Origin of the sequence: Cyclobacterium lianum (genome assembly GCF_900143075.1) — a bacterium.
In the GTDB taxonomy this organism is placed as follows: domain Bacteria; phylum Bacteroidota; class Bacteroidia; order Cytophagales; family Cyclobacteriaceae; genus Cyclobacterium; species Cyclobacterium lianum.
On sequence record NZ_FRCY01000002.1, the window covers coordinates 381519 to 399973 of the forward strand.

Sequence of the window (18455 nt, forward strand, 5' to 3'; positions counted from 1 at the left end):
TATTTCCTTATCCATTATTTTTATCTAAAAAAACAGCAAGATGTTAAAGTACACATTTGAAACCAATACCCACGAGTTGAAAACCTGGGTAGATCCCAACAATGGCAATCTGAACATTCAAATCGGTGACGAAACCGTAAACATTCCCCACGAAACCGGAATGGAATTGATCGCGGTGATCCGTCAAAAGCAGGTCATGTACCGGGAAGTAGACCGCAAGCGACTCAGTTCATGGAGCAAATTCATGGAAATGATCTCCGGAGACGACAAGAACAATATATGGAGTTCGTCTGTATCCGAAAACTAACACATATACATATTGGGTTCCTTCCTGCAGGAGAAGTAGAGAACGGCGGGTGTGGTTGAAAGGTGCCGTGGCGTAAGAAACGCAGGTAGGAACAATTTTTAGAAGATGATTTTTTACGCATATTTGAGCTGAACCGGATTGATTGTCTCAGCAAAACTATGCTTTCGGACTGGTTGCAGCTTTGGAAGGGAAGTGTTCCCGCCCAAAGCAAGGCCGAAATGTTGGAATTTTTTGAGCTTCTTTTTAAACTGCAAGAGGAAAAACAGGCGGCAACCCTATGGTTGCTGCCTGTTTTGCTTTCTGAGCTTCGGTATTTACCAGCTGATAACGGCCATCACCGGAAAATGATCGGACGGAAAGCGACCGTGGTAGGTATCCGTAAGAATGCCGTATTTCCTGACCTCAATATCCTCACTTACAAAAATATGGTCGATGATCCTGTCCGTACTTTTTGAAGTATCGAAGCTATTGGTGGTTCCGTTGTTGGCATAGACGGTCTCGGCTGCATCAAAACTATCCTTCATTCCTTCCGCCGTTCGCAGTTGCTCATAGGTTTCTGTTTCCTGCCCCACATTAAAGTCTCCGGTTAGAATTACCGGCAGGGACCCGGTATTTATTTCCCGAATTTTCTCCAAAATGACCCTGGCAGACTGCTTTCGGGCCTCCACGCCGCGGTGGTCAAAATGCGTATTGAAAACGTAAAAGTGCTCACCGGATCCGATCGCAACCATTTTTGCCCAGCTACATATTCGTGGAAGGGCCGCGTCCCATCCTTTGTTGGGATGGTCTGTTTCCGGTGCCAGCCAGAAGGTGCCCGAATTCAGCACCTGAAATTGTTGATGATCGTAAAAAATAGCGGAAAACTCACCTTTTTCTCCACCATCATCCCGCCCTACTCCTACAAATCGGTGATTGGGCAGTCTTTTGTCCAGATCGTTTACCTGATGGAATAAACCCTCCTGAATACCGAAAATATCAAAGCCATGGAAAAGAATTAAATTGGCGACAATATCCTTCCGGTTTTCCCAGGTATCGGGCGCATCATTGGGGTTGTCATACCGGATATTGAAAGTAGCAACGGTTAACGCATCGCTTTGGGCCATTACAGCAAAAGTGCTCAGGCTGATTGAAAGCAAGATCAGAAGTGATTTCAGCATCAGTAAGGTTATTTGGTTTTTATTATTGAAGGGTTGTATTAAAATTAAAAAGCTCCGGCAAACTACCGGAGCCTGTGTAAAGGATTTTTGACGGAAGGGAATGATTATCCGTTGCGCTTTTTTTCCTCAACCTTTGCCTTTTTATCGGCTCTCTTTTCCATCATGGTCTTGGCAGGTTTCTTTTTTTCAACCTTTTTTTCACCTTTATCTTTGCTCATGGCGTAGGTATTTTGATCAAAATTTAGCCAGATTTTTCGACAAATCCTATATCGTCAGACAGGATTATTTTCATTTCAACAGCTTTTCCAGCAATAACAGCTCGCTGTGAAAGGTTCTTTCCCGCGGCTATCCTGAAGCGAAAAATACATACCGAAAGGATTTTGGCGGGTAGGGCGCCAGCACTATCTTTGTCAATCAAGCAAAAATTATGGACAAAGAGCAAACGGACAGAAAATCCTCCTTGCTGGCAGCCCTGGAGCGCTGCGAAAATCCTTATACCCTGGCACAGATTGAGGCCTTGCTGAAGAAATCAGACATGCTGCAGCCCATTGGCGACCTGGCGCGTACTTATCCCTTTTTACTTCAGCTTCATTCCACCCGTGACCTGAGTCTGAAAACCCGGCTTAAAAATAAAAAAGACAATCCGCTTAGCCGGTACCTGGAGTATACCGCAGCTCCGGTCTTCTTTCTCAGTTTGCTGATGTTGGTAATCACAGCAGCCATTATCAATAATTTTTCCTTTGACGAACAGGGTTTCCAGATAAATACTTTTATCGCCAAACTGGCCGCGCTATTTGGTATTCTATGGCTGGCATACCTGGCCGACTTTTTTGTCATTCTCTTTCTTGCCTCCAGGACCAGGTCCAGAATAGCCCAAAGTGCATTTGTTCCCAAACTCCTTAGCCTGATTTTTCCTCCTACAGGGATAGGATTGCGGCACCTGGAAACACCGGAAAGAACCTGGCTTCCATACCACCACTGGTCCAAATGCAACGAAGGCCTTTTTAACCGGCTCAAGGAGCAGTTTTCTATACCGATGATTGTTATTGCCTTATTGATTATTCCTGTATTGCTTATCGAATGGCAATTTTATGATCAGGTCGAAAACTGGTTGAACACAGACTTGTCCTTTGTGCTGGACATGGTGCAGGGTTTTATCTGGTTGGCATTTGCTTTTGAATTTATTCTATTGGTCTCCATCACCAACGACAAATTTACCTATATCAAGAAAAATTGGATCGACCTGCTGATCATATTGCTGCCCTTCGTTTCATTTATCCGTACCCTGAGAATAGTAAAGGTGGCCAGGCTGACCCATTTGGCCAGAGGATACAAGCTCCGGGCTTTACTCATGAAAGCCCGGCAGGGCCTGATTTTTGCCAGTTTCTTCTACCGCCTGCTTGCCATTAAGCCGGATTTTCAACTCCGTAAATTAAAGAAAAAGCTGGACCAGAACCGTACAGAAAGGGAAATCATCGAAGAAGATCTGGTGAAAATGTCCCTATGGTTGCGCCAAAGAAAGAAAAAGAAGTAATCCGGGTACAGACAGCGCGTCTTTGCACCAGATTTAATATATTAACGGGCATTATGTATTGTAATTTGAAATTCCCATGTACAGAATAGCCTCAATACTGGTAATAATCTTCCTTTCGCTTTCTTCACTCAGGGCACAAGATACCTACTTTATCCCTCAGACAGCGGAAAAGATATTGTTTTTGGGTAATAGTATCACCTATGGAGGCCATTATGTCAATTATCTGGAGAGCTATCTGAGGCTGAGGAATCCGGAACGAAAATGGGATTTTGTCAATGTTGGTCTGCCCAGCGAAACGGTTTCCGGCCTTTCGGAGGAAGGACATGCCGGGGGAAAATTCCCTCGCCCTGACCTGCATGAGCGCCTGGACAGAATATTGGAAGCTGTAAAGCCGGATTTTATTTTTTCCTGCTATGGCATGAACGATGGCATTTATCTGCCTTTTGACGAGGGCCGGTTTTCTGCGTATAAAAAGGGGCTGGAAAAACTTCAGCAAAAGGCGGATCAGCTTGATATCCCACTGTTACATTTGACTCCTCCGGTATATGATGAGAAAAAGGACCCTGCCTATGCCAATGTACTGAATATCTATTCTTCCTGGCTGATGAGCAAAAAATACACCGCCGGCTGGAAGGTAATAGACCTGCACTGGCCCATGCAAAAATTTCTGGAAGATGAACGGGAGGCACATCCTGATTTTCTTCTGGCCGCTGACGGAATCCATCCGGGCGAGCAAGGCCATTGGATCATGGCCAAAACGTTGCTCAAAGCTTTGGGGGAGCAGCAAGGCCTGGAAGAAAAATTTCCGGAACCGGCCTTTGAAGGTTTTTATAACGGAACCGAGGTACTTTCCCTGGTCAGGGAGAAACAAGGCATTACAAAAGATGCCTGGCTCAGCCATATCGGTCATGAACGTCCGGGTATGAAGGTAGGGATGCCACTATCCACCGCATTGTCCCGATCAGCAGCCCTTATCGCAGAGATAGAGAAACTGCTCCGCTGAACCTACTACCTTAACCTGACTACCCCGGGGCCTTACTGCTATTCACAGCTCACCAGCCATTGCTGCTTTTCCACCATTTCGCCAAAGGCTTGCAGTGCAAAACCCTCGTCCGCCATTTTGTTTTCAAACGCGATGGCATTTGACGGATCTACAGCCATCAACAGCCCTCCACTGGTTTGAGGGTCTGCCAATATCAGCCGGTCTGAAGCGGACTTTGTCCGGATCCCATTACCGTAGCTATCCCAATTGCGATGAGTCCCTCCGGGAATACAACCCTTTTCCAGATACCTGGGCACAAAGTCAAAAACAGGGACCTCATCCAGTCTGACTGCAGCCGAAAGCCCACTCCTTTTGCACATCTCTGTCAGGTGCCCGCCCAATCCAAAACCTGTCACGTCCGTAAGGGCATGTACTTCAGGCCAGGAGGCTACCTTTGCACCTACATCGTTTAGGCGCAGCATAGAAGCTTTTGCCTGCAGCACATCTTCCTTTTCTGCCAGCCCTTTCTTTTCTGCAGTGGTCACCATTCCAACACCCAAAGGCTTGGTGAGATAAAGGCGATCACCCTGTCTGGCTGTATGGTTCCTTTTCACCTGATCAACAGCCACTTTTCCCGTAACGGCCAGTCCAAAAATGGGTTCCGGAGCATCAATGCTATGTCCTCCCGCCAGCGGAATGCCGGCCTTGTGACAGACCGACCTGCCGCCATCCAGGACTTTTGCCGCCACATCAGCAGGAAGCTTGCCTATAGGCCAACCCAATATTGCAATGGCCATCAGGGGCTGTGCACCCATGGCATACACGTCACTTAGCGCATTGGTAGCTGCTATCGCACCAAAATCAAAAGGGTCGTCTACTATAGGCATGAAGAAATCCGTCGTACTGACGATAGCAGTACTCCCGTCCAGGTCAAAAACAGCTGCATCATCACTTTCCTCATTGCCCACCAACAAGCCTGAAAAGTATGTTTTCGGAAGATTTCCGGATCCCAGGATTTTTTCCAATACGGCTGGAGCTATCTTGCAGCCACATCCCGCACCATGACTGTATTGAGTTAACCTTATTTTGTCCATGCTATTGTTTATTTTACCGTTGATTGGCAAGTCTCCGGGCCAACTTCCTGATCTCATGACTCTCAAACGGAAAGGTGCCTGCTATCCGGGAAGCTTTTTTCTGTATTCCTATCCTATAGGCTTTGTCATAATACCTGAGAATGATCGCTACTGCCTGTTCCAATCTCCCCGCCTGAATATACGCAACTGCTTTTTCTGTCTGGTCCTTTCCCAGCTTTTTTGAAATTTGGCGGGTTGCTGCTGCCAAACCCTCCCTGGGGATGCTGCCATAGGCTTCTACCAGGACAGCAATCCGTTGTTCCTTTGGCAATGCTACTACATAGTGAGGAGCAAGTTGCATGGTTTTATACAAAGGTTCGATCAGGCCAACTTTTCCTATGGAAAAAGATTCGTCTTCCAACCATATCGGCCCGTTCTGGCTCTTTGACAAAAAAGCTTCAAAGATATCATTCTGAAATTGCTCGGTGGTAGGTTGGCCGGTACTCATTTGGTTTCCAAAGCTCGAACCCTGGTGATGGGCCAATTTCTCCAAATCTACCACCTGGGCTCCCAGCGCATCCATTTCCTGCAACAAACGGGTCTTCATCGAACCGGTCTCCCCGGATAATATTTTCAATTCGGGAGGATTTTCAAAATATGTCAACATGGCATTTCTAAAAGCCTTATAGCCTCCCTTGAGTACACGAATATGAAAACCATACAATTCCAGCAGCCAGGCCATGCTCTGCGAACGCATGCCCCCGCGCCAGCAATGTACCAGCAATTCTCCGGAGCCAAGCGCTTCCGCCCTCTCAATAAATGAAATCATCTTGGGCCCTACAAAGGAGAGGCCCGTTTTGATGGCAGGTTTTTGTCCTTTGTCTTTGTAAATGGTGCCAACGGCGGCCCGCTCCTCGTTGGTAAAAAGTGATAAATTTATGGCGCCGGGAATATGACCTGCGGAAAACTCTGCCGGCGAGCGGGTATCTAATACGGGAAAACCCTCTCGCCTCAAATCCAGAAATTCCTTTACATCAATTAGCTCCATCTGGGATCAATTACACGTTTGCATGGCAATTTGTTCTGCACTGAGCGAAAAATAAAATTAACCTGAATGTAAACCTATTTTTAACAGAAAATCAATTGTCTTCCTGGTGCAGGAACAAAAAAACCGGTCAATTGAATCGACCGGTCTCCATTATAGTCCTCTCTGACGAAATCAATTGCCTTCAAGCGCATTTGCACCTGCTACGATTTCAAGAATTTCGTTGGTAATCGCTGCCTGTCTGGTACGGTTATATACCAATTTCAGATCTTTAAGCAACTCTGCAGCATTGTCCGTAGCTTTACTCATGGCTGTCATCCTTGCTCCATGTTCCGAGGCATTGCTGTCCAATATGGCTTTATAAAATTGAATCTTCAGTGAATTGGGAACCAGCTCTTCTATGATGTATTCTCTGGAAGGCTCTACAATGTATTCCTGCCTGTTCTGAGCGTCTCCTTCGGCTTGTTCCACTCTGGCTATGGGCAAAAACTGCTCCTGAACGACCAATTGTGTAGCTACATTCTTGAACTCATTGTAAATGAGCACAACCTGATCAAAGGTACCTTCGACAAATGCCTCCATCACTTCTTCCGCAGCTTTTTTTACCGGCTCAAAAGAAACCTCCTCAAACAATTGGTAGTGGTCACTGATCAGGGGAAAATCCTTCTTTTTAAAGAAGTCAAAGGCCTTTTTGCCAATAGGCATCACCGTGACCTGCTTACCGCTAAATTTTTCATTGATGGCAAGCATGGAAGCTTTGACGATATTGGAGTTAAATGCACCGCACAAGCCTTTATCTGACGTGATGGCAACTACCAAAACCCTCTCAACCGGCCGCTCGCGGGCGTACACGATGTCCGTACTCCCTTCCGCACCGGAAGAGATGTTGTTTAGTATAGCGGAAAGTTTCTGGGAGTAGGGACGCATTTGTGTGATTTTGTCCTGTGCCCTTCTTAATTTCGCAGCAGCTACCATTTTCATCGCCTTGGTAATCTGCTGGGTAGAACTTACCGAATTAATCCTTTCCTTTACTTCCTTTAGGTTTGCCATGATCTAATTTGCTCCTCTGTAAATACTGTAATGCCAAAAAGCTGCCTTATTTGGCAGCATATTTTGGTGCAAGTTCAGCCACTGCCTTTTTCAACAAATCTCCAGTAGTATCCATGTCTCCCTTTTTAATAGCGGTCAGCGCTTCCGGATACTGGGCAGTGATCAGGTTGTAAAAGTCTTTTTCGAAAGCTTTTACATTTTCTACCGGAATAGCATCGAGTAATCCCTTGGTAGAAGCAAATATAATGGCCACCTGAAGATCAACTCTCACAGGGGAGTACTGACCCTGTTTCAAAATCTCCTGATTTCTTCTACCTCTTTCGATGGTTCGTTTGGTAGTCGGATCCAAATCAGATCCAAATTTGGAGAATGCTTCCAACTCCCTGAATTGTGCCTGGTCCAGCTTGAGTGTACCGGCTACTTTCTTCATGGATTTGATCTGTGCATTTCCTCCTACCCTGGATACGGATATACCTACGTTGATCGCGGGGCGGATCCCGGCGTTAAAAAGGTTTGTTTCCAAAAAGATCTGTCCATCTGTAATCGAAATCACATTTGTCGGAATGTATGCAGAAACGTCACCGGCCTGTGTTTCGATGATGGGCAGAGCTGTAAGTGATCCACCTCCTTTTACCAAAGGTTCGAGCGATGGCGGCAGATCGTTCATTTGACGGGCGATCTCATCAGAGGCATTGATTTTCGCTGCCCGCTCCAATAATCTGGAGTGGAGGTAAAATACGTCGCCAGGATAAGCTTCTCTTCCCGGAGGTCTTCTCAATAGCAGAGAAACTTCCCGATAGGCTACGGCTTGTTTGGATAGGTCATCATACACGACCAGGGCTGGCTTACCGGTATCCCGGAAATATTCTCCAATGGCGGCACCGGTGAATGGTGCGAAAAACTGCATGGGTGCCGGATCTGCGGCAGAGGCACTCACCACCACGGTATAGGGCAGTGCACCTCCCTTTTCCAATGAAGCTACCACATTGGCCACTGTGGAGGCTTTTTGCCCAATAGCTACATATATACAGAAGACAGGCTCTCCCTTATCGTAAAATTCTTTCTGGTTCAGAATGGTATCAATGGCAACGGCGGTTTTTCCCGTCTGTCTGTCACCAATGATCAGCTCACGCTGTCCCCTACCGATAGGGATCATGGCGTCAATGGACTTGATGCCTGTTTGCAGGGGCTCATTTACGGGCTGCCGGTAGATCACACCGGGTGCTTTTCTTTCCAGTGGCATTTCATAGAGCTCTCCTTCCAGCGGGCCCTTCCCGTCGATGGGAGTACCCAGGGTATCCACCACTCTTCCCAACATGCCTTCACCTGCTTTGATGGAAGCAATGCGCTTGGTTCTTTTGACGATATCGCCCTCCCGGACAGATTTGGCATCGCCAAACAATACTGCACCCACATTGTCCTCTTCCAGGTTTAGCACCATGGCCTTCAGTCCGTTTTCAAATTCAATCAACTCTCCGGCCTGAGCTTTGGAAAGTCCATAGATACGGGCTACGCCATCCCCAACCTGGAGTACAGTACCTACTTCCTCCAATTCGGCATGGGTTCTGGCACCAGAAAGCTGCTCTTTTAATATTGCGGAAACTTCATCAGGTCTTACATCTGCCATTATATTATAGGATTATTTTAATTACAGCTAAAATTCTAATATTTCTTTTCGTAAAGGTTTTGCGTAAATCCGAGCCGCAGTTGCTGCAACTTACTTTTTATGGATTCATCAAGCTGGCGGTCTTCTATCCTCAGGATAAACCCACCGATCAGCTTGGGATCAATTTTCTCTATCAATTCCACTTTTTCCTTTCCGGACACTTCGCTAACAATCTGCTTCAAAGACTTTCGCAGTCCCTCATCCAACTGGATGGTAGACACTACATCTGCTTCCTGAATGCCGTGGTGTTCGTTGTAGAGCCTGTGAAAACTAGCGGCCATTTCCGGCAATAGTGCTTCCCTGCCTTTTTTATGCAAAAGTTCAAAAAACTTCAGGCTGAGTGCAGAGGTCTTCTTTCCGGCAAGGGTAAGGATCACTTTGGATTTGTGCTCCGAAGAAATCACCGGACTCTGTATGGCGTTCAGAAATTCGGCATTTTGGGAAGCATACTGAAGCATGCGCGCCATGTCTTCGTGCACATGTTCCAGTTCATTGTTCTCTACTGCCAGCTCCAACAAGGCCTTTGCGTAACGGTTGGCAACTCTGTATGCAGACATTCGCTATGGGTTAATTTAATTTGATATCTTTCACAAAATCCTCTACCAATTGCCGTTGAGCGGCTTCACTGGATAGGTTTTGTCTCAATAGCTTTTCAGCAATCAACAGGGACAGCTCGGCCACCTGTATTTTCACATCAGTGAGGGCAGCCTGTTTTTCGGTTTCGATGATGGCCTTGGCTTCTTCAATCATCTTGGCTCCCGCTTTGGAGGCTTCCCCTTTGGCCTCTTCCATCAGCCTGGCAGCATACTCATTGGCAGATTTAAGAATTTCGTCCCGCTCAATACGGGCCTCCTGAAGCAATTTTTCGTTCTCTGCTACCAGATTTGCCATTTCCAGCTTGGCTTTTTCGGCTTCATTCAGCGAGGCCTCAATTGCTCCATCTCTTTCTTCGAGAGCAGAGAGGATGGGTTTCCAGGCAAACTTGGCCAGGAGAAAAAATAAAATGGCAAAACCGATTGTTTGCCAGATAATCAAACCTAAATCAGGACTAATCAGATCCATGGTATATATTGTTTTTGCTAAATATCAGGTTGTTCAATTGTAAAAAAGTGGACCGGCCAAATACCGGCCCACCATCCTTAACTTTAGAAAGTAAGGTTACCGTTAAGTGCAATCAGCAGACAAACTACTACAGCAAACAAGGAAACCACTTCAATAAGGGCAGCGATGATCAACATTGCCGTCTGGATCTTTCCAGCAGCCTCAGGCTGTCGGGCAATGCCTTCCATGGCTTGTCCACCGATTCGACCAATACCCAGACCTGCGCCTATCGCTACAATTCCGGCACCGATACCAGCACCCATCAGTGCAAAACCGGCAGTCAATAATAATGAAGTTAACATACTCGTTTTTTATTTAATTAAATTGAACAAAGAAATTTCCAATCAGTGCTCATGTCCGTGGTCAGCAACTGCTGCTCCAATGTACATGGCGGAAAACAGGGTAAATACATATGCCTGTATGGTCGCTACCAGCAATTCTATTACATTGATAAATACCACCATAAGAGTGGAAGCGATGCCCACAGCGTAAGATTCAAACACAAATATCAATCCTATAAAACTCAATATCACAATATGCCCGGCGGTGATCGCCACAAAAAGCCGGACCGTAAGGGCAAAGGGTTTGGTAAACAGTCCGATAATTTCGACGGGGACAATGATCAGCAACAGTGGAAGCGGAACACCTGGCGTAGCCACTACATGCTTCCAATAGGCCTTGTTCCCATTAAAATTGGTTACAAAAAAGGTAATCATCGCAAGGGTGACCGTTACCGCAATATTTCCTGTCAGGTTTGCCGCCCCGGGAAGTAATCCCAGCAAGTTACCGATCCAGATAAAAAAGAAAAGCGACAGCAGATAAGGCGTAAACTTCTTGTAGCGCGGGCCAATATTGGGCAGGGCGATTTCATCCCTCACAAAAACCACGATGGGCTCAACAAATGAGGCGATGCCTCTGGGAGCCCGGTTGGGATGCTTCTTGTAATGCCGGGAGGCACTCAGGATCAGGTAAAGGGTTACACCCAGCACCAGAAAAAGCATCGCTACATTTTTTGTAATACTCAGATCAATAAATGAGCGCCCTTCATCGACCGCCTGAAGCTTGTCATGTTCATCTATATAATAGCCTTCATGTTCTACACCAAAATGGTGAGTCTCCGGGTCTACAAATGAAGAGGAAGAGTAAAATTCGAAACCCCTGTCTGAGGAATAAATAATGACCGGTAGGGGCAGGGTAATGTGGGTATGCCCCACTGTAGCAAAATGCCAATTGTGGGAATCCTTGATGTGGTGCATGATGAAACTTGTCTTGTCTTCATCATCACCGGATGCAGCCATGGCCTTACCTGAAAATGTCAGTAAAACCACTGACAATAAGAAACTTAACCTGATTATTTTACCGAACATCAAAATACTTTTTATCGCCTATTTCGAATGAAGGCGCAAATTAGCTATTAAGCTGTAGATATCAAACAATAAGTACAACAAATAAATGATAAAGAAATCAACAACAAACCAAAGTAAATTTTCATCTCCTTGCCATAAAATCAAAAAAACAAAGCCAATACTACATAGCAGTCTGACCACCGTGACTCCCAAAATGACCGAAACGGAATTGAACATCTCCAGTTTCATCAACTTCACCGCCATGAAGGCCGTCATGGCGGTGAGCAGGGAAAAGAATACCAGCATGGTCCAGAGCTGATCATGCCACCAGGGACCCGGAAAAACAGCTTTCAGAAGTCCTGTGAGTAGAAAAAGGCTGAGCGAAAATGCCAGCAGCTTTATCAGGATGCGGGGAGCGGAATATTTCAAGTTTGGAGGTTTAAATCTGACGGGAACGACAGGTGTCAGGATTAAGACCCTTAGCGGATCCTCAGTTTTCTGATTTCAGAGATTTGAAAAGCTGGTAAAACGCTATGGCTATGGACAAAAAACAGCCGATCAACAGATACAGCGGAAAATTCATCCCGCTTTTTTCATGAAGTTTATATCCCAGGTAGGTTCCCAAACCGATAATGGCACACATTTGGAATGCCAGTCCAAAATACTTTACGTACGCAGGGGGCTCAGTTTGAGGAGAGTTGTTTTTTGGGGTTGGCATGATCCCGTTCCAATTTTAATTGGTTGTTGTTTCCCATATTACATTTCCCGTTAAATTCTGCACCATTTTCGATGATCAGTTTCTTTGTGAAGATATCTCCGAATATAAGGGCTGATTTCTTGAGAAAGAGTGATTCTTCACAATGAATGTTTCCGTTTACCTGCCCGGAAATTTCCACATCGGCAGCTTTTACATCACCGTTTACCTTTGCTGATTCTCCGATGATGATTTTTTGTTGGGAATCAAGAGAGCCTTCGACGGTTCCTTCTACGCGGATATTTCCCTGAGAACCTATATTGCCAACGATCACCGTGCCTACCGCTACCAAATTACTGGAGGTCACCAATTCGTTGGTATTTCTTCTGTCGTCAGAATTTTTTGCCATATCTAGTCAAATGTTATAAACTCTTGCGGGTCAAGAGGATTTCCTTTGTACCACAATTCCAGGTGCAGGTGTTGACCCGTGGTCTGCTCACCGGTGTTGCCAATAATGGATAATATCTCCCCACCTCTGATGGGATCGCCAACAGACTTTAATATTACAGAATTATGTTTGTAAATCGAAATCAATTCGTTTGAATGCTGTACTCCCACTACATAGCCGGTCTCCAGCGTCCAGTTGGCAAAGATCACCGTCCCATCTGCGACGGCTTTTACCGGCTCATCCTCTCCGGCCACCACATCCACGCCAAAGTGGCTTTCGGCTGAAGAATAGCCACTGCTGACCACCCCCTTGACCGGAGGAAAGAAGTAGTTGTCGGTAAAAGACACACTGCTGATCCGGCCGAAATTGATTTCCTCCAGGGGCAATGACTCAAATTCACTCACAATTTTTTGAGTAGCCTCGCTACTTTTGAAAAGATCAATTTCGCTTCTTTTTACCTGAGCGCCTTCCGAGGGTTCATCCTCCGGTGGGGTTTGTACCTGACCCATTTCTTCCTCTCCGGAGATGACCATCTGAATATTCCTGACGTACTGGTCTTTGGCTTCCACTTCCATTATGAGAGAATCGATCGTTTCTGACAGGGCATGTATCTTTACCATGTTTTCTGTCTCTATGTACACCGGATCAAACCACCTTGCCAGTAAGGATTTTGACAGAAAAAGTGCTGCCACAAAGCAAGTCATAAAAACCAAAATGAACAATAATCCCACCCTGATTTTGGTAATGTTAAAAGAAGTGATGACCGAAAAGTCTTCCTCCTTTCTGATGACAATCAGAAATTTGGTTTCAATCCAATCATTGATTTTCTGTTTTAGACTCAAGTCACTGCCTGTTTAAATATTATTAATTTTACAAAAATAGAATTAAATTCCTTTCGTTTAAGTTTTTGATACAAAAGAACTAAATTGGTCAAATTTTCAAACCCCGTTCCATTGCAGAAAAGTATCCTTTATTTCTTTTTGTTTACGCTTGTGGTATTCAGTGTTTTGTCGTGCTCCTCTCAAAAGGACACTTTTACCAATCGCCTGTATCACAATACAACGGCCAGGTTTAATGCCTATTATTATGCCGACGCAAAAATAATGGAACTGGAAGACAAAATAAAGGAGAAATACCAGGAAGATTACTCCCAGGTACTACCTGTATTCTACCCTATAGACAGCAGTACCATTGAAGCCAATGAGGAACTCCTGAAAGAGGCCAGAGAAATGGCTTCCAAAGCCATAGACTGGCACAAGATAAGCAAATGGGTAGATCCTTCCTATTTCCTTATCGGAAAGGTAGATTATTATCAGGGCCAGTTTGACGAAGCCCGCAATACCTTTAAATACCTGAATGTAAACAGCAAGCAGGATGCGGTCCGCCACCGGTCACTGATCCAGTTACTAAGAAGCTTCATCGACCTGGACCAATTTGAAGATGCCAATTTTGTGATCGATTATTTATCCAAAGAGGCTGGAATCTCCAGAGAAAACAAGAAGTTTCTTTACAAAACCCTGGCTTACTATTATGAAAAGCGGGGCGAGGAAGACCTGATCGTACCTTCTATTTTCAAAGCACTGGAATTTTCCAATGATAACGCCGAAATTTCTCGCATGCATTTTATGCTCGGACAGTTGTACCAGAAGGCAGGTCTGGATGCTTTTGCCTACGAATACTATCAGAAAGCTCTGACCGGCAGTCCCAGCTACGAAAGAACATTTTTTGCCCAACTGTACTCCCAGCAGGTGGCCGAACTGGAAAAGAGCAAGGATCTCAAAAGGGTGAGGGATTATTATGATGATCTGTACGAAGATAACAAGAATGTGGATTTCCGGGATGTCATCCTATTTGAAAAAGGGCGATTTGAGAAAAAACAAGGAAATCTTGACGATGCGATCCGGCTATACAGCCTTGCCGTGAAGGAACCCGGGGAAAATGAAAGGCAGAAAGGCTACATTTATCAGGAACTGGCGGACGTCTTTCTTCATGAAAAAGAGAATTTTCTCAAAACCAAATATTACCTGGACAGTGCCCTCAAGGGATTCAAGGAAACTGACCGAAACTATGCCGAACTTGCCTCCAGAAAGGAAATCTTTGACCAATATGCGAAAAATTATGAACTGCTAACCAGAAACGACAGTCTGATCCGGCTGAGCCGTCTAAGTCCGGAAGAGCAGGAAAAGTATGTAAGCGATTTTCTGGAAAAAGAAGAAGAAAGGTTGATCCTGGAAGCCCAGGCAGCCGAAAAGAAAGAAAACACCAGCATCTTTGAAAACCTGCTCGCCTTCGGTGGGGCAGGAGGAAGTGCCTCTTCCACTTTCTACTGGGACAATCCCACCGCCATACAGCGGGGTGCGCTCGAATTTAACCGGGTATGGGGAAGCCGGCCCCTTACCGACAACTGGAGAAGAAGTAACCGAAGTTTCCAGGCAGATGAATCCACCGAATCATCGCGGCCGCAGCTAGCCGAATTGGAAGAAACGGCAGAGGACTCGCTCGCCTCCGCACAGATAGCAACGCTTCCGGATAAGGCCAGCCTGCTCAGCCAGATTCCCAATGAGCCGGAAACCCGTGAAATGATGGAAGCAGAGATGGAAGAAGCCTACTTTAACCTGGGCAAACTGTTGTATTTCGATCTCAAACAAGCTGAAAAAGCCATTGGCTACCTGGAAAAATTGATCCAGGAGTATCCAGACACGCCCAAAAAGCCGGAAGCCTATTACACCCTCTACCTGGCTTCCCAGGAGCTGAATACCAATCCGGAAAAATACGCCCAATTGCTCAATGTGGAATTTCCGGATTCACAATTTACCAAATCGATCAATAATCCGGATCAGGTTTCAGGGTCCCAGGCCAATTTTGAATCCGGTGAGAATTACAAAGAAGCCTACGGCTACTTCCAGAACCGGGAGTATGTCACTGCGAGAAATATAGTGAGAGAAACACTAAACCGGTATCCACTGACTAAAAATACGGACCGGTTATTGCTGTTGGACATCATGATATCCGGTAAACTTGAATCCCTTGACTTGTACAAAGAGCGGCTTCAGGGATATCTGCAGCAAGCCAGAGATGAAAAATTACTCGCTTTTGCGAAAGATCTCCTGAGTGCTGTTAGTGAAGAGGATGAAGCTGCCATGGAAACGGAAACGGATGAAAATGACCAGGAGGCACTGGCAGCGCAGGAGCAACCTATAGATCCCGCTGATGCAGCCTCTGAATCGCCCTATAAAGAAAACAGTGGCCAAACCCACATTTTCATTTTGCCCATGGATCAGGATTTAGCAGAAAGTTCAGGGGACCTGACTGCGGCGCTCGAGAAATTTCATGCTGAAAACTTTGCCAATGAAAGACTGAGGACTGGTACTATCGCTATTAGCAGAGAGACAAGCATCCTCATCATCAGTCCCTTTCCAAACGCTGAAAGATCACTGATGTACAAAGAGACCTTTTTAAATAGTTTTAACAAGGATTCTTTATCTGAAGAAATAAAAAACAGTAGTTTTGTGATTTCAATAGAAAATTTTCAGCAACTCAACAAGAGGAAAGACATTGCGGAATATCGATCCTTCTATGAGAAGGCTTATTGAACATCCATAGCATATCAACCCTGAGGAGCGCCTGAGGCATTGAGGCGATTGTGAAACATGCAGAATCTGCTCAAGATCATAACAGCCAGCCCTATCCTCTGACCGGAACGGGTTCTGGCCAATGAATAGCAAATTAAAAACACATGAATAAGAATAAGAAAAATACCGGGTCTTCCATTTACCAAAAAATCATCAGGTACATGTGGCTTGTTTTTGGCTTAGGGTTGATTGGTTTTGTAATTTTCGTACTGGCAGTAAGTGCCAATTTTCTGGGGCTTTTCGGCGAAATGCCTGAATTTGAATCGCTTGAAAACCCAGACAGCGAGGTAGCCTCAGAACTTTATTCTGCAGATGGGATTCTGTTAGGTAAATATTTCCGGGAAAACAGGTCACCGGTGACCTACAATGAGCTATCACCCAACCTGATCAATGCCCTGATCGCAACCGAAGATGTCCGGTTTGAAGACCATTCGGGCATAGATCCCAGAGGGCTGACCCGGGTGTTGGTAAAAACACTCATTCTGGGGCAAAGTGGAGCCGGAGGCGGAAGCACACTGAGTCAGCAGACCGCAAAAAACCTGTTCAAAACACGAACCGAAGCTTCACAGGGTTTGCTGAGCAACATCCCCGTACTGCGGATGATCATCATCAAAACAAAGGAGTGGATTGTGGCAGCCAAACTGGAAAGGGCCTATACAAAGGAAGAACTGCTGACCATGTACCTCAACACATCCGATTTTGGCAGCAATGCTTTTGGGATCAAGACGGCAGCAAGTACCTTTTTCAATAAAGAGCCCAGAAACCTGAACCTGCAGGAATCTGCCACCCTGGTAGGCTTGTTTAAAGCACCTTCCTATTACAGTCCGGTATATAATCCTGAAAACTCCACCCGTAGACGGAATACTGTCCTTTCGCAGATGAATAAGTATGGATATATCTCCCAGCCGGCCTACGACAGCCTGTCACAGCTTCCTATAGAACTGGAGTACAATGTGGAAAGCCATAATGAAGGACTGGCTACCTACTTCAGGGAAGTGGTCAAAGCTGATCTGATTCAGTGGACGAAAGAAAATCTGCAGCCTGACGGCAGTAACTACGACCTGTTTGGCGATGGGCTAAGGATTTATACAACCATAGACAGCCGCTTGCAGAAGTATGCCGAGGAAGCTGTAGCCGAACACATGCCGGAGCTACAACAAAAATTTCGGGAAGAAATGGGAAACCGGGCACCCTGGATCGATAGAAACGGAAGACCCATAGAGGGCTTCATTGAAAATGCCGTAAAAAGGACAGACGCCTACAGAAATCTTAAATCACGGTATGGGGATGATCAGGACAGCATCGAATACAAGCTGAACCAAAAGAAAAAAATGAAGGTCTTCTCCTACGAAAAAGGAGAAGTTGACACCATGATGAGCACCATGGATTCTCTCCGGTATTACAAAAAGTTTCTCCAGACTGGTTTTGTTTCCATGGACCCGCATTCAGGTCATATCAAAGCCTGGGTGGGTGGCGTCAACCACAAATATTTTAAATATGACCATGTCAAGCAAGGCAAGAGACAGCCCGGGTCCACCTTTAAGCCATTTGTCTACGCAGCAGCGATAGAAAATGGTTATGGACCCTGCTATACCGTCATTGACCAACCTGTGGAAATCAATATTCCAGACCAGCCTACCTGGAGGCCTGAGAATGCAGACGGCAAGTTCACCGGGGAAAGAATGACTATCCGATCGGCCATGTCCCAATCTGTCAATTCCGTCACGGCCTACATGATGAAAAAACTGAGTCCCGCAGTGGTAGTAGAGACTGCCCACCGAATCGGTATCAACAGTGAGTTGGAGGCTGTTCCTGCACTGGCCCTGGGTACCGTGGATGTGTCTATCATGGAAATGGTGGGAGCCTTCAGCACATTTGTTAATAAGGGTGAACACATCACTCCCATATACATAGACCGGATTGAAGACAAGAATGGAAATGTCCTGCATCAGTTTATCCCCAGAAAACGCCCTGCCATGAGCGAGGAAGACGCCTATCTCATGGTATACATGCTCCGGGGTGGCACCGAGGAAGAAGGAGGTACCAGCCAGGGCTTGCCCTGGAATCTCCGGGACGAAGGAAACGAAATTGGTGGAAAGACAGGTACTACACAAAATGCCTCTGACGGCTGGTACATGGGTATCACCAAAGATTTGGTCAGTGGTGTCTGGGTCGGCGGTGACGACCGCGCCATACACTTCAGAAGCTGGATAAACGGACAGGGATCCAGGACTGCAAGACCCATTTGGTCCAAATTCATGACCAAGGTATACGAAGACCCATCTCTGGAAATAACTAAAGGACCATTCCCCAAACCGGAGAGGCCGCTCAGCGTGGAAATTGATTGCTCCAGGTACAATCTGGATCAGGATGTGTATCAGGACTTTGACTACGACGCTGCAAGTACGGACTTTTAGACT

18 protein-coding genes are annotated in these 18455 nt (G+C 45.9%); 5 read left to right on the forward strand and 13 right to left on the reverse strand.

What is annotated here, in order from left to right:
- Positions 1-40 precede the first annotated feature (40 nt).
- On the forward strand, positions 41-307 hold the full coding sequence (locus BUB19_RS04320) for a hypothetical protein (RefSeq protein WP_073092592.1): 267 nt from the start codon (positions 41-43) through the stop codon (positions 305-307).
- 314 nt (positions 308-621) lie between these two features.
- Here BUB19_RS04320 and BUB19_RS04325 read toward each other — a convergent pair whose 3' ends face one another.
- On the reverse strand, positions 622-1464 hold the full coding sequence (locus BUB19_RS04325) for an endonuclease/exonuclease/phosphatase family protein (RefSeq protein WP_073092595.1): 843 nt from the start codon (positions 1462-1464) through the stop codon (positions 622-624).
- Between the two features lie 427 nt (positions 1465-1891).
- Between BUB19_RS04325 and BUB19_RS04330 the strand changes: the two genes are divergently transcribed.
- Both BUB19_RS04330 and BUB19_RS04335 read left to right on the forward strand, forming a co-directional pair.
- Entirely contained in the window at positions 1892-2998 is a 1107-nt protein-coding gene (locus BUB19_RS04330; RefSeq protein ID WP_073092598.1) for a hypothetical protein, read from the forward strand.
- A 76-nt stretch (positions 2999-3074) separates the two neighbouring features.
- Positions 3075-4001, forward strand: coding sequence for an SGNH/GDSL hydrolase family protein (locus BUB19_RS04335; protein ID WP_073092601.1), 927 nt, complete (start codon positions 3075-3077; stop codon positions 3999-4001).
- Positions 4002-4039: 38 nt separating this feature from the next.
- Here BUB19_RS04335 and selD read toward each other — a convergent pair whose 3' ends face one another.
- The 12 genes from selD to BUB19_RS04395 all read right to left on the reverse strand — a co-directional run bounded on the left by selD (position 4040) and on the right by BUB19_RS04395 (position 13245).
- Entirely contained in the window at positions 4040-5074 is a 1035-nt protein-coding gene (selD, locus tag BUB19_RS04340; RefSeq protein WP_073093175.1) for a selenide, water dikinase SelD, read from the reverse strand.
- Positions 5075-5087: 13 nt separating this feature from the next.
- A complete protein-coding gene (gene mnmH / locus BUB19_RS04345; protein WP_073092606.1) occupies positions 5088-6101 on the reverse strand; it encodes a tRNA 2-selenouridine(34) synthase MnmH in 1014 nt (337 codons plus the stop codon).
- Positions 6102-6272: 171 nt separating this feature from the next.
- A complete protein-coding gene (atpG, locus tag BUB19_RS04350; RefSeq protein WP_073092609.1) occupies positions 6273-7148 on the reverse strand; it encodes an ATP synthase F1 subunit gamma in 876 nt (291 codons plus the stop codon).
- Between the two features lie 46 nt (positions 7149-7194).
- A complete protein-coding gene (gene atpA / locus BUB19_RS04355) occupies positions 7195-8775 on the reverse strand; it encodes a F0F1 ATP synthase subunit alpha (RefSeq protein WP_073092614.1) in 1581 nt (526 codons plus the stop codon).
- A 35-nt stretch (positions 8776-8810) separates the two neighbouring features.
- The gene (gene atpH / locus BUB19_RS04360) at positions 8811-9371 is read right to left on the reverse strand and encodes an ATP synthase F1 subunit delta (protein WP_073092617.1); all 561 of its coding nucleotides are present in this window, start codon (positions 9369-9371) and stop codon (positions 8811-8813) included.
- Positions 9372-9381: 10 nt separating this feature from the next.
- Positions 9382-9876: a F0F1 ATP synthase subunit B gene (atpF, locus tag BUB19_RS04365; protein WP_073092622.1), complete on the reverse strand. Its 495-nt coding sequence runs from the start codon at positions 9874-9876 to the stop codon at positions 9382-9384.
- An 83-nt stretch (positions 9877-9959) separates the two neighbouring features.
- The gene (gene atpE, locus BUB19_RS04370) at positions 9960-10217 is read right to left on the reverse strand and encodes an ATP synthase F0 subunit C (RefSeq protein WP_010854327.1); all 258 of its coding nucleotides are present in this window, start codon (positions 10215-10217) and stop codon (positions 9960-9962) included.
- 42 nt (positions 10218-10259) lie between these two features.
- Positions 10260-11282, reverse strand: coding sequence for a F0F1 ATP synthase subunit A (gene atpB, locus BUB19_RS04375; RefSeq protein WP_073092625.1), 1023 nt, complete (start codon positions 11280-11282; stop codon positions 10260-10262).
- A gap of 18 nt (positions 11283-11300) precedes the next feature.
- Positions 11301-11690: a hypothetical protein gene (locus BUB19_RS04380; protein ID WP_084096955.1), complete on the reverse strand. Its 390-nt coding sequence runs from the start codon at positions 11688-11690 to the stop codon at positions 11301-11303.
- A 61-nt stretch (positions 11691-11751) separates the two neighbouring features.
- Positions 11752-11979: an AtpZ/AtpI family protein gene (locus BUB19_RS04385; RefSeq protein ID WP_073092628.1), complete on the reverse strand. Its 228-nt coding sequence runs from the start codon at positions 11977-11979 to the stop codon at positions 11752-11754.
- Positions 11945-12364 (reverse strand): bactofilin family protein, encoded by a 420-nt coding sequence (locus BUB19_RS04390; RefSeq protein ID WP_073092631.1) that lies wholly within the window; start codon positions 12362-12364, stop codon positions 11945-11947. Before BUB19_RS04390 ends, BUB19_RS04385 begins: the two co-directional genes overlap by 35 nt.
- A 2-nt stretch (positions 12365-12366) precedes the next feature.
- Complete coding sequence (locus BUB19_RS04395) at positions 12367-13245, reverse strand: M23 family metallopeptidase (protein ID WP_073092637.1); 879 nt, start codon at positions 13243-13245, stop codon at positions 12367-12369.
- Positions 13246-13356: 111 nt separating this feature from the next.
- Here BUB19_RS04395 and porW point away from each other — a divergent pair, with 111 nt between their 5' ends.
- On the forward strand, positions 13357-15996 hold the full coding sequence (gene porW / locus BUB19_RS04400; RefSeq protein WP_073093179.1) for a type IX secretion system periplasmic lipoprotein PorW/SprE: 2640 nt from the start codon (positions 13357-13359) through the stop codon (positions 15994-15996).
- A 143-nt stretch (positions 15997-16139) separates the two neighbouring features.
- Complete coding sequence (locus BUB19_RS04405; protein WP_073092640.1) at positions 16140-18452, forward strand: penicillin-binding protein 1A; 2313 nt, start codon at positions 16140-16142, stop codon at positions 18450-18452.
- The last annotated feature ends 3 nt before the right edge of the window (positions 18453-18455 follow it).